Annotated in this window: 13 protein-coding genes; 7 read left to right on the top strand and 6 right to left on the bottom strand. The window is 71.4% G+C overall.

All coding sequences use genetic code 11. The annotated features are described in order from the left end of the window. Positions 1-3 precede the first annotated feature (3 nt). From ACGFU7_RS03055 to ACGFU7_RS03045, 3 genes are all read right to left on the bottom strand, one after another. Positions 4-1,251, bottom strand: coding sequence for a substrate-binding domain-containing protein (locus tag ACGFU7_RS03055; protein ID WP_393691687.1), 1,248 nt, complete (start codon positions 1,249-1,251; stop codon positions 4-6). Positions 1,252-1,461: 210 nt separating this feature from the next. After that, positions 1,462-1,827 carry a DUF4190 domain-containing protein gene (locus tag ACGFU7_RS03050; RefSeq protein ID WP_393691685.1) on the bottom strand — a complete coding sequence of 122 codons (366 nt, stop codon included), beginning with the start codon at positions 1,825-1,827 and terminating at the stop codon, positions 1,462-1,464. 120 nt (positions 1,828-1,947) lie between these two features. Further along, entirely contained in the window at positions 1,948-2,559 is a 612-nt protein-coding gene (locus ACGFU7_RS03045; RefSeq protein ID WP_393691684.1) for a TetR family transcriptional regulator, read from the bottom strand. 230 nt (positions 2,560-2,789) lie between these two features. Here ACGFU7_RS03045 and ACGFU7_RS03040 point away from each other — a divergent pair, with 230 nt between their 5' ends. From ACGFU7_RS03040 to ACGFU7_RS03030, 3 genes are read left to right on the top strand one after another with little or no spacing between them, the layout of a single operon-like run. Beyond that, positions 2,790-4,121: a glycosyltransferase family 4 protein gene (locus ACGFU7_RS03040; protein WP_393691682.1), complete on the top strand. Its 1,332-nt coding sequence runs from the start codon at positions 2,790-2,792 to the stop codon at positions 4,119-4,121. 60 nt (positions 4,122-4,181) lie between these two features. Continuing rightward, entirely contained in the window at positions 4,182-4,949 is a 768-nt protein-coding gene (locus tag ACGFU7_RS03035) for a class I SAM-dependent methyltransferase (RefSeq protein WP_393691680.1), read from the top strand. Then, on the top strand, positions 4,946-6,019 hold the full coding sequence (locus tag ACGFU7_RS03030; RefSeq protein WP_393691678.1) for a prenyltransferase: 1,074 nt from the start codon (positions 4,946-4,948) through the stop codon (positions 6,017-6,019). Before ACGFU7_RS03035 ends, ACGFU7_RS03030 begins: the two co-directional genes overlap by 4 nt. 54 nt (positions 6,020-6,073) lie before the next feature. Here ACGFU7_RS03030 and ACGFU7_RS03025 read toward each other — a convergent pair whose 3' ends face one another. After that, positions 6,074-6,364 carry a hypothetical protein gene (locus tag ACGFU7_RS03025; protein ID WP_393691676.1) on the bottom strand — a complete coding sequence of 97 codons (291 nt, stop codon included), beginning with the start codon at positions 6,362-6,364 and terminating at the stop codon, positions 6,074-6,076. 166 nt (positions 6,365-6,530) lie between these two features. Between ACGFU7_RS03025 and ACGFU7_RS03020 the strand changes: the two genes are divergently transcribed. From ACGFU7_RS03020 to ACGFU7_RS03005, 4 genes are all read left to right on the top strand, one after another. Further along, positions 6,531-7,082, top strand: a complete 552-nt coding sequence (locus ACGFU7_RS03020; RefSeq protein ID WP_393691856.1) for a hypothetical protein — start codon at positions 6,531-6,533, stop codon at positions 7,080-7,082. A 40-nt stretch (positions 7,083-7,122) separates the two neighbouring features. Then, on the top strand, positions 7,123-7,899 hold the full coding sequence (locus tag ACGFU7_RS03015) for a maleylpyruvate isomerase N-terminal domain-containing protein (RefSeq protein WP_393691674.1): 777 nt from the start codon (positions 7,123-7,125) through the stop codon (positions 7,897-7,899). Between the two features lie 115 nt (positions 7,900-8,014). Continuing rightward, positions 8,015-9,094, top strand: a complete 1,080-nt coding sequence (locus tag ACGFU7_RS03010; RefSeq protein ID WP_393691672.1) for a PHP domain-containing protein — start codon at positions 8,015-8,017, stop codon at positions 9,092-9,094. A gap of 4 nt (positions 9,095-9,098) precedes the next feature. Continuing rightward, positions 9,099-9,677: a VOC family protein gene (locus ACGFU7_RS03005; RefSeq protein ID WP_393691670.1), complete on the top strand. Its 579-nt coding sequence runs from the start codon at positions 9,099-9,101 to the stop codon at positions 9,675-9,677. On the opposite strand, the gene ACGFU7_RS03000 is transcribed toward ACGFU7_RS03005, so the two are convergent. Both ACGFU7_RS03000 and ACGFU7_RS02995 read right to left on the bottom strand, forming a co-directional pair. Further along, on the bottom strand, positions 9,670-10,677 hold the full coding sequence (locus tag ACGFU7_RS03000) for an LLM class F420-dependent oxidoreductase (RefSeq protein ID WP_393691854.1): 1,008 nt from the start codon (positions 10,675-10,677) through the stop codon (positions 9,670-9,672). The two genes, ACGFU7_RS03005 and ACGFU7_RS03000, sit on opposite strands and share 8 nt — an antisense overlap. Positions 10,678-10,799: 122 nt before the next feature. Beyond that, positions 10,800-11,609, bottom strand: a complete 810-nt coding sequence (locus ACGFU7_RS02995; protein ID WP_393691852.1) for a hypothetical protein — start codon at positions 11,607-11,609, stop codon at positions 10,800-10,802. Positions 11,610-11,727: the final 118 nt, after the last annotated feature.

The following is an 11,727-nucleotide window of genomic DNA, read 5'->3' as shown; positions in this document are numbered from 1 at the left end:
CTCTCAGCCCGCCGAGGGCTTCGCGGGCGGCGCCACCTTGTCCATCGGCTCGGTGCTCACCAGCTCCGGCCGGGCACTGGCGCCCTTCCCCTTGAGCTTCGCGACGAACATCGGCTGCACCAGTGCGTGGTCCTCGGCACGGATCTGCTCCTTGCCCTTCACCCCGTCGAAACTCCAGCCCTCCAGGGCCTTGGCCATGGCGGCGGAATCGGTGGCGCCGCCCTCCTCGACGGCGTGCACGACCATCTGCGCCGCGGTGAAGCCGTCGGGGGTGAACAGGTCCGGGGTGCCGCCGGCCTCGGTGACCGAGTCGAGCATGGACTTCTCCACGGCGTTGCCGCCGCCCGCGCCCGGGAAGTAGTGCGCCAGGAACGACACCTTGGAACCGGCGTTCCCGAAGATCGGGTACGAGGCCGTTCCGGCGAGACCCGTGACGACCTTGCCCGCCCCCAGCACGCCCTGCTGGTCCAGTGCGGTCCACAGCGCCGGTGCGGTGGAGCCGGCCCAGGCGACGAAGACCAGATCGGGTCCGCCCGCCTTCACCTGCCGGGCGAACGGGGTCAGGTCCGTGGCGCTGGGCGGAGCCAGCACGGAGCCCACCTTCGCGCCCTTGGCCCCGAGCACGGCCTTCACGGCGGCGACATTGGCCTGGCCGAAGGTGGAGTCCTGGGCCAGCACCGTGACCTTCTTGCCCTTGGCCTCGCCGAGCATCGCCCCGGCGGTGAGGATGTCCTGGTAGGACTGCCGGCCCGAGCGGAAGGTGTAGTCGTTGATGCCGGTCACGGCGTCGGTGGCGGCCGGGCCGCTGATGTACAGCACCTTGTTCTGGGCGGCGAGTGGTGCCATCTGGAGGGCCACCCCGGAATCGGTGGTGCCGGCCAGCACCTTGTAGCCCTTGCCGATCAGGTTCTTGGCCGCGGAGACTGCCTTGCCCGGGTCGCCCGCGTCGTCCTGCTCAGTGACCTCGATACGGTGCCCGGCGACCTTTCCGGTGCCCTTCGTCGCGTAGTCCAGGCCCGCCATGAACCCGTCGCGGTACTGCTTCCCGTAGTCCGCGAGCAGCCCCGTACGGGAGTAGACCAGGCCCACCTTCACGCTCTGGTCCTTCGCGTCCTTGCCGGACGCGGAATCGGCCTCGCCCGCTTTCCCGGCGGCGGTGCACCCGACGAGCAGAAGGCCGGCCGAGGCCAGTGTGACGACGGCGGAGAGGGATCTGTGGTGACGGGCGGTGCCTGTGGCTCTGCGACGCATGGTGACCGGCTCCTCGGCGTATTCATGTGATGTCGCCGAACCGTATGAACACCGTGCCGCCGTCGACATGGTGCAGGGCACCCCACCTGACGCGGTGCGCATGTGGGGGCCGCACATGGGCCGAAGCCGGGGGCCGCGCCCCGGGGACCTGATCGTACGGTCCGGGGCGCGGCGCGGCACCGAGGTCTCAGCGCCGCGGGCGGTGACCCGTCACACGCCGGCGATCGCCTGGACCGTGGCCGCGATCACGCCGAGGGCGGCGAACGCGCAGCCGATGATGCCCATCACCATTCCGGCGGTCGCCTGGCCGCGGCCGCCTCCCTCGCCCCGGTCCGCCATGCGCCGGGCCGAGATGCCGAGGCACAGCGCGATGATCGGCAGGATGATCGGGATGAGCAGCAGCCCGAGGATGCCGAGCACCATCGAGGCCGTCGCCTTGCCGCTGGGCAGTGAAGCGCCACCGGGGTACCCGTAGCCGTACGGCGGCTGGGCGCCGTAGCCCGACACGCCCCCCGGGTATGCGCCCGGGTCCTGCGTCCCCGCCGCGCCGCCTGCACTGCCTGACTGGTCAGCCATGTCTTCCTCTCCATCGGTGCTGGTCATGACCATGTTAAGGAGAGGTTTGTGGCCCTTCCGGACAGAACGGTGAGGGATGTGTGACGAAAGGCCCTCCGGGGCGCGGCCCGCCAGGACCCGTCAGGAAGCGTCCCGGGGTGCCGTCACGTCGATCAGCCGGCACACCGTCTCGATGTCTATCTTCACCTGGGCGATCGATGCCCGCCCCGACAGCCAGGTGATCAGCGCCGAGTGCCAGGTGTGCTCGATGACCCGGACCGCGGACAGCTGCTGCGGCGTCGGATGTTCCAGGCCCATCGCGTCCAGGATGATCGCCGTCGTGATCCGCGAGACGGTGTCCACCTCCGGGCTGACGCTGCGGTCCGCGAAGGTCAGCGCCCGTACCATCGCATCCGCCAGGTGCGGTTCGCGCTGCAGGGCGCGGAACGCCCGCATCAGGGTGTCGGCGACCCGCTGCGCCGCGTCGTCCCCGGCCGGGGGGCGCTTGTGCAGCGTCGTGTGCATGTGCTGGAGCTGGTCCTGCATCGTGGCGACCAGCAGATGGATCTTGGACGGGAAATAGCGGTACAGCGTGCCCAGGGCGACCTCGGCGGCCTCCGCGACCTCGCGCATCTGCACCGCCTCGAAGCCGCCCCTGCTGGCGAGCTGGGCGCTGGCGTGCAGGATGCGGCGGCGGCGGGCCTCCTGCCGCTCGGTCAGGGGCGGCGATGCCGGCTTGGCTTCGGCTGTCATGTGTCCCCATCCATGGCTTCTGTCCGCAACCGGAGGGAGGCGCTCGGTCTCCCGGCGGCGCACAGCATGCCAGGGTGGCCGGTCGTGGCGCGAATCACCTGATCCGGCCGTTGCGCCGACGCTACCTGCCGGTAGATTCGTAGCTCATTGAACGATCCAGTCTGAAACTTGTTCTAGATTAGCGTGAGCGGTTACGCTCCGGCGAACACGCAGTGAGAAGGGGGCCGAGTGTGACCGCTGAGGCCATAGAGACGGGCCCCCGCACGGGCAGCGACACGTCGGACATCGCCGGCGACCGTCCGTTGCGCATCGCACTCCTCACCTACAAGGGCAACCCCTTCTGCGGCGGCCAGGGCGTCTACGTACGCCACCTCGGCCGCGAGCTCGCCCGCCTCGGCCACAGCGTCGAAGTGATCGGCGCCCAGCCCTATCCGGTGCTCGACGAGGGCGTCCCGCTCACCGAGCTGCCGAGCCTGGACCTCTACCGCCAGCCCGACCCGTTCCGCACCCCGAAGCGCGGCGAGTACCGGGACTGGATCGACGTCGCGGAGGTCGCCACCATGTGGACCGGCGGCTTCCCGGAACCCCTCACCTTCAGCCTGCGCGCCCGACGCCATCTCGCCGCCCGCCGCGGCGAGTTCGACGTCATCCACGACAACCAGACCCTCGGGTACGGGCTGTTGGCGGACCTCGGCGCCCCGCTCGTCACCACGATCCACCACCCGATCACGGTCGACCGGCAGCTGGACCTGGACGCCGCCGAGACCCGCCGCCGACGCGCTTCCGTACGCCGCTGGTACGCCTTCACCCGCATGCAGAAGCGGGTCGCGCGCCGGCTGCCCTCGGTGCTCACCGTCTCCGGCTCCTCCAAGCAGGAGATCGTCGACCATCTCGGGGTGCGGGGGGACCGTGTCCACGTCGTGCACATCGGCGCGGACACCGACCTGTGGTCGCCCGACCCGTCGGTCGCCGAGGTCCCCGGCCGGATCGTCACCACCTCCAGCGCCGACGTCCCGCTGAAGGGCCTCGTCCACCTCGTCGAGGCGCTCGCCAAGCTCCGTACCGAGAACCCGCAGGCGCACCTCGTGGTCGTCGGCAAGCGGGCCGAGGACGGACCGGTCGCGCAGGCCATCGAGCGGCACGGACTCCAGGACGCCGTCGAGTTCGTCAAGGGCATCAGCGACGCCGAACTCGTCGACCTGGTGCGCAGCGCCCAGATCGCCTGCGTCCCCTCGCTGTACGAAGGCTTCTCGCTGCCCGCCGCCGAGGCCATGGCCACCGGCACGCCCCTCGTCGCCACCACCGGCGGCGCGATCCCCGAGGTCGCGGGAGCGGACGGCGAGACCTGCCTGGCCGTCCCGCCCGCCGACGCCGGGGCACTGGCCGGCGCGCTCGCCCGGCTGCTCGGCGACCCGGAACTGCGGGCCCGGCTCGGCGCCGCGGGCCGCGCCCGGGTGCTGTCCCGGTTCACCTGGAAGCAGGCCGCCATCGGCACCGCGGAGCTCTACCGGGAGGCGATCGCCGCCCGCGCAGCCACCACGAACCCCGGCGGCCGTCGTTGACACCGCCGTCCGTCCTCGTCTCCGCCCCCTGATCCCCCTCGACCGCGAAAGCAGGCATTCGTGCTGACCGTGGACTTCACCCGCTTCCCGCTCGCCGCAGGTGACCGAGTGCTCGACCTGGGCTGCGGCGCCGGACGCCACGCCTTCGAGTGCTACCGGCGCGGCGCCCAGGTCGTGGCCCTCGACCAGAACGGCGAGGAGATCCGCGAGGTCGCGAAGTGGTTCGCCGCGATGAAGGAGGCCGGAGAGGCTCCCGAGGGCGCCACCGCCACCGCGATGGAGGGTGACGCGCTCAATCTGCCGTTCCCGGACGAGTCCTTCGACGTCGTGATCATCTCCGAGGTGATGGAGCACATCCCCGACGACAAGGGCGTGCTCGCCGAAATGGTCCGGGTCCTCAAGCCCGGCGGCCGGATCGCGATCACCGTGCCGCGCTACGGCCCCGAGAAGGTCTGCTGGACGCTCTCCGACGCGTACCACGAGGTCGAGGGCGGCCACATCCGCATCTACAAGGCCGACGAACTGCTCGGCCGGATCCGCGGCGCCGGCCTCAAGCCGTACGGCACCCACCACGCGCACGCGCTGCACTCGCCTTACTGGTGGCTCAAGTGCGCGTTCGGGGTGGGCCGCGACGGCAAGGACGCAGCGCTGCCCGTCCGCGCGTACCACAAGCTGCTGGTCTGGGACATCATGAAGAAGCCGGCCGTCACGCGGGTCGCCGAGCAGCTGCTCAACCCGGTCGTCGGCAAGAGCTTCGTGGCGTACGCGACCAAGCCGCACCTGCCCGTGGCAGCCGCTGCCGAGGATCTCTCCAGGGCCGAGGCGTGACCACTCCCGAGCAGACCGAACACCTCGTACTGCCCGGAGTCCTCACCGCCGAGCAGGCCGCCGAGACCGTCGCCGCCGTCCTCGCCGCGCAGTGCGAGGACGGTGCGCTGCCCTGGTTCCGCGGCCACCATCTCGACCCGTGGGACCACACCGAGGCCGCCATGGCCCTCGACGCGGCGGGCGAGCACGCCGCCGCGGAACGCGCGTACGACTGGCTGGCCCGGCATCAGAACGAGGATGGCTCCTGGTACGCCGCGTACCACGACGGAGACCCGGAGCGGCCGACCGACCGCGGTCTGGAGACCAACTTCTGCGCGTACGTGGCCGTCGGCGTCTGGCACCACTACCTCGCCACCGGCGACGACGCGTTCGTCGACCGGATGTGGCCGACCGTCTACGCCGCCGTCGAATTCGTGCTCCGGCTCCAGCAGCCCGGCGGCCAGATCGGCTGGAAGCGCGAAGCCGACGGAACCCCCGTCGACGACGCTCTGCTGACCGGCTGCTCCTCCATCCACCAGGCGCTGCGCTGCGCACTCGCCATCGCCGAACGGCGCGAGGAGCCGCAGCCCGACTGGGAGCTGGCGACCGGTGCGCTGGCCCACGCGATCCGCAACCACCCGGAACGCTTCCTCGACAAGAGCCGCTACTCGATGGACTGGTACTACCCGGTCCTCGGCGGCGCGCTCACCGGAGCGGCCGCCAAGGAGCGGATGGAGGAGAGCTGGGACCGCTTCGTGGTCCCCGGCCTCGGAGTGCGCTGCGTGCTGCCCAATCCGTGGGTGACCGGCGGCGAGAGCTGTGAACTCGCCCTGGCGCTCTGGGTGATGGGCGAGTCCGACCGGGCGCTGGAGATCCTCCAGTCCATCCAGCACCTGCGTGCCGACGGCGGCATGTACTGGACCGGGTACGTCTTCGAGGGCAACCGGGCGTTCTGGCCGGAGGAGCTCACCACCTGGACCGCCGGTTCGCTGCTGCTCGCCGTGGCCGCGCTCGGCGGCGACGAGGCGACCACCGCGGTCTTCAGCGGCGAACGGCTGCCGCACGGGCTGGAACCGGACTGCTGCGGCTAGGGCCAGGCGTCGCGCGGCAGACGACAGTTCGACGACAGGCCCTGGACCGGCCCGCTAGTGCCGGATGCGGCCGGCCACCGCGTGACCCACGAAGAGGTAGACGACGGCGGCCAGCCCGTATCCGGAGACCACTCGCGCCCACGCATCGTCGAAGGTGAACAGGTCGTACGACCAGCTCGCCAGCCAGCGTGCGGTGTGCTGGACGACGTTCACCAGGTCGTTGCCCCGGTTGGCGTCCAGCAGGTACATCAGGATCCACAAGCCGATGACGAAGGCCATGATGTCGGCCACGACGGCTATGACACGTGCTGCGGTGGTGCTTCTCGTTCCTGTTCGAGGAGACATGGATTCCGGGTTGCCGTTTTCCGGCGGGAGAAACCCGGACGGCGGCCCCGGGTGGCACGCCGCCCGGGGCCGGGCGAGCCTTACGGAGAGTGCCGAGAGGCGTCACTCACCGTAAAGATCACCGTGATGCGCCCGGCCAGGGAGGCCCGCTGTGCCCAGTTCCGCCGTGAACCGTCCCGTACCGCTCCGCCGTCTGCTCGTCTCACTGCTGCTGTCCTGCGCCGTGCTGATGGGCGCCACCGCGTGCGGCGGCAACGAGAGCGGCGGCGCGAGCAGTTCCGCTTCCCCGAGCGGTACGTCCTCGGCCGAGGCGCAGAAGTTCGCCAAGACGCGATTCGTCGCCAATGCGGGGCTCGCGGCCGGTGCGACGTACCAGTGGATCGTGAAGCCGTACCGTGCGGGCAAGTTCAAGAAGGGCGCGGACGGGCGGACGTTCGCTCTGGTCAAGGCCGGGCTCGCGGGCGGCTTCGCCTACAACCGGCTGAAGGCCGCGGTGGTCAACGCCAAGGGCGACCCGCTGCTGTCGAAGGCGGTCGCGCCGCTGACGGCGGGCATCGAATCGCTCAAGGGGCTCGGCAGCAAGCTCCGCAAGGGCCAGGCGGGCGAGGGCGACATCGGCGCCTTCGAGAGCGTGATCAGCGGCATCAAGGACGCGGGCAAGAGCGCGGGCGCCGAAGTGAAGGACCAGGTGCCCACCAGCTCTCAGCTCGGCGGATAATCACATGCGCGAGGGGCCGCCGCGCACTACGGTGCGCGGCATGAGCTCACTTGCGCACGACCTTTACTGTGACGAAATCATCAGCCGCACCGACGCGTTGAGGGCGGTGATCAAGGGCGCCGACCTCGGCGCGACCGTACCGACCTGCCCCGACTGGACCCTGCGCGACCTCGCCGTCCATCTCGGCGGCGCCCATCGCTGGGTGGGTGAGATCGTCCGTACCCGGGCGACCGAAGAGGTCCCGGACGAACGGGTACCCGAGTTCACACCGGAGGGCGACGACCTTGCCGTGCTCGACGCCTGGCTGGCGGACGGCGCGGCGAAGACCGCCGAGGCGCTGCGGGCGGCCGGCCCGGACCAGAAGGTCTGGTCCTGGGCGGGGGAGCAGAACACGGGCTTCTGGGCACGTCGCATGGCGCACGAGTCGATCGTCCACCAGGCCGACGCGGCACTCACCGCGAAGACCGGCTACGAGGTGGCAGCGGAGCTGGCCGCGGACACCATCGAGGAGTGGCTGGAGATCGTCGCCTTCGCGCAGGCCGAGGGTGACAAGGAGGCCGCCGAACTGCGCGGCGGCGGGCGCTCGATCCATCTGCACGCCACGGACGTGCCGGGTGCCGAGTGGCTGATCGAGTTCGGTGAGGACGGCTTCACCTGGCGGCGCGCCCACGGGAAGGCGACCGTGGCGCTGCGGGGCACGCTCACCGACGTCATGCTGGTCTTCAACCGGCGCCTCGCTCCGGACAGCGACCGGGTCGAAGTGCTGGGGGACGCGGAGCTGCTGGACTTCTGGCTGGAGCGCGCGGCGTTCGGCTGAGTCAATACCGGCCGCCGCCCGCTGTGCGGTCTCCGTCCGCTGTGCGGGCGCGGCGGTGCTGAGCCAAGCTGGAGAGGACAGCCCGTTGTGTCCGGCGGCCCCTGTGGAGGTGCCGATGGAGCCCGTCCGCGCCCTGAAACGGATCGCCTTCCTGCTGGAACGCGGCAGGGCCGACACCTACCGCGTGCAGGCATTCCGAACGGCAGCCGACGCGCTGGCGGCGATGGCGGACGGCGAGGCCGCACAGCGGGTGGCGGACGGCTCGCTGGAGTCGGTCAGGGGCATCGGGCCGAAGACCGCGCAGGTGATCCGCGAGGCGGTGGCCGGGGAAGTGCCCGGCTACCTGGAGCGGCTGGAGGAGGAGGCCGCCGCCGCCCCGCTCCCCGAGGGCGGCGAGAGCCTCCTCGCCCTGCTGCGCGGCGACTGCCATCTGCACTCCGACTGGTCGGACGGCGGCAGCCCGATCGAGGAGATGGGCCGCACAGCGGCGGAACTGGGCCATGAGTGGGCGGTCCTCACCGACCACTCGCCCCGGCTGACCGTGGCGAACGGACTCTCCCCACAGCGGCTGCGCCGGCAGCTGGACGTGATCGCCGAGCTCAATGCGGGCTGGGCGCCGTTCCGGCTGCTCACCGGCATCGAGTGCGACATCCTGCCCGACGGCTCCCTCGACCAGGAGGAGGAGCTGCTGGAACAGCTGGACGTCGTGGTGGTCTCCGTACACTCCAAACTACGGATGGACGCCGCCCCGATGACCAGACGCCTGCTCGCGGCCGTCCGCCACCCGCGGGCGAACGTTCTCGGACACTGCACCGGGCGGCTGATCACCGGCCGGGGCCGCCCCGAGTCCCGATTCGACGCCGACGAGGTCTTCGCCGCATGCGCGGAGGCGGGCACGGCGGTGGAGATCAACAGCCGGCCCGAACGGCTCGACCCGCCCCGCCGGCTGCTGCGCCGCGCCGTCGCCGCGGGCACCCTGTTCGCCATCGACACCGACGCACACGCGCCCGGACAGCTGGACTGGCAGATCCACGGCTGCGCCCGCGCCGAGGAGTGCCACGTCCCGGCGGAACGCGTCATCAGCACGTGGCCGGCCGACGAACTGCTGGCCTGGTCGCACGGGGGCACGACCCCGGAGCGGGCCCGCTCCGGGGCGGACGGGGCGGTCTGCGCAGCCCCGGGACAGGAGCGGTGAACCCATGACGGCCACAAGCGTGCGAGGCATCGACCACATCGGAGTCACGGTCCCCGACCTGGAGACCGCCACCCTCTTTCTCGTCAGGGCGTTCGGCGCCGAGGTGCTGTACGACACCCTGCGCCGCCAGGACCGCCCGCAGGGCGGGCCGGACGTCGAGCGACGGCTCGGTGTCCCGGCGGGCACACAGCAGCTGGCGATCCGGATGCTGGCCCTTCCTGGCGACGGCCCGGGCATCGAGCTGTTCGAGTTCCAGGGCCCACGCCGGGAACCCCCGGTGCTGCCCTGCGACTTCGGCTGGCAGCATGTGGCGCTCTACGCCGACGATCTGGACGCGGCCGTACGGGACTGTGTCGCCGCGGGAGCCACGCTGCTCGCCGAGGCGCAGCCGCTGCCGGGCCCCGAGGCGGGGGAGCGCAACCGGTTCGCGTATCTGCGCACCCCGTGGGGCAGCACCCTGGAACTCCTGACGTACCCCGACCCCCAGCCCTGGGAGCGCACCGCGCCACGACGGCGCGTACGCCCCGCCCCGGTCGGCACCGGGTCCTGGCCGGCGGATCCAGGCCGTCCGGGCCCTAGTTGAGCTCCGCGAGCACCCGCAGGGTGTGCGGGTCCGGCGCCGTCACCAGCAGGTCGGTCACCGGCCCCTTGCGCCACAACTCCAGCCGTTCCGCGATCCGTTGGCGCGGTCCGACGAGCGAGATCTCGTCGGCGAAGGCATCCGGCACCGCCAGCACCGCCTCCTGCTTGCGCCCTTCGAGGAACAGCCGCTGAATCCGCCGCGCCTCCTCCTCGAAACCCATCCGCGCCATCAGATCGGCATGGAAGTTACGGGCCGCGTGCCCCATCCCCCCGATGTAGAAGCCGAGCATCGCCTTCACCGGCAGCAGCCCCTCGGCGACATCGTCACAGACCTGCGCACGGGCCATCGGCGCGATCATGAATCCGTCGGGCAGGTCCGTGAGCGACGCCTCGTACACATCGGTGCGCAGCGGCGACCAGTACAGCGGCAGCCAGCCGTCCGCGATCCGGGTCGTCTGCGCGATGTTCTTCGGCCCCTCCGCCCCGAGCAGTACGGGCAGTTCCGGCCGCAGCGGATGGGTGATCGGCTTCAGCGGCTTGCCCAGACCGGTGGCGTCCGGACCGTTGTACGGGTGGGAGTGGAAGCGCCCGTCCAGCTCAACGGGGGCCTCGCGGCGGAGCACTTGGCGGATGACGTCGACATACTCGCGGGTCGCGTTCAGCGGGCTCTTCGGGAACGGCCGCCCGTACCAGCCCTCCACCACCTGCGGCCCGGACAGCCCCAGACCGAGCATCATCCGGCCGCCGGAGAGATGGTCGAGGGTCAGGGCGTGCATGGCGGTCGCGGTCGGGGTGCGCGCCGCCATCTGCGCGATGCCGGTGCCCAGCCGGATACGGGAGGTGTGCGCGGCGATCCAGGTCAGCGGGGTGAACGCGTCGGAGCCCCAGGCCTCCGCCGTCCACACCGAGCCGTACCCCAGCTCCTCCGCCTCCCGGGCGAGCTCCAGATGGGCGGGGTTCGGGCCGCGGCCCCAGTAACCGAGTGCGAGTCCGAGCCGCATTCCGCTGCCTCCCACCATTTCTGACGTCACGTCAGATCATTGACGCACGGACGGAGAGTACGACAGCGGCCCCCCGCCCGGAAGGGGCGAGAGGCCGCTGTTCGTACTACGGAAGCGTGGACTCAGCCGCGCTGGATGCCCGTGGTGTCCTGGAGCACACCACGACGGCCGTCCTGCGTCTGGGCGATGAGGCCCGGACCGCGCTGCTCCACCGCGAGATACCAGGTACCGGGCGCCAGTTCGGCGATCGGCGACGGCGAACCGTCCTCCCCGTACAGCGGGCGGGCCACCGGCACCGCGAACCAGAACGGCGTGAAGTCACCGGCCGTCGCACCGGCCGCCGGAGCACCGGCCGCCGGAGCCGGCTGGGCCTTCTGCGGCTCGGGCTGACCGGGCTGCGGCTGACCGGCCTGCGGCTGCGCACCGTACGGCTGCGGCTGACCCGGCTGCGCACCGTACGGCTGCTGCTGGGCGCCGGGGTAGCCGTATCCCTGGCCGGGCTGCGGCTGGCCGCCGTACGGCGACTGCACGGCCTGCGGACGCGGGGCGGCGGCCAGCGGGGCCTTGAGCGCGGGGACCAGCGGAGTGGCGATCGCGCCCGCGGCCAGCGCCAGGGCGGCGATCAGGCCGAGGATGAGACCCGCACCGGCGTCGACCTGGCCGAGGTCGATGATCGTCCAGAAGAGGTTCCAGGCGGCGAAGACCGTAGCCGCGACACCGAACTGGCTGAGATCCAGACCCGCGACCTTGCGGGGCTGGGGCTGCGAGCGGGACAGGATGATCAGTGCCGCACCGGCCACCCCGACCATGTAGACACCGAGCGCGTTGCCCAACGACTCCCAGGCGTTCGGCGAGTTTACGTTGAGGTCGCCGTAGGAGAAGAAATCGAGGAAAGAGGCGATGAACAGCACGACCGCTGCTCCGATCACCACGCCATCGCCTCGAGTGAGGGAGCGGATATTCACGTGAAGGTCCTTAGTCGATCGTCTCGTCGGGGCGGTCGTCGCTGCCACCGGTAGGGCGGGCACGGCGCGAAGCTCGGGGGCGGCT

The sequence above is a fragment of the Streptomyces sp. NPDC048473 genome, assembly GCF_043200155.1.
Lineage (GTDB): Bacteria > Actinomycetota > Actinomycetes > Streptomycetales > Streptomycetaceae > Streptomyces.
The sequence above is the reverse complement of the archived record's forward strand: the minus strand, read 5'-3'. Positions and strand labels throughout refer to the sequence as shown.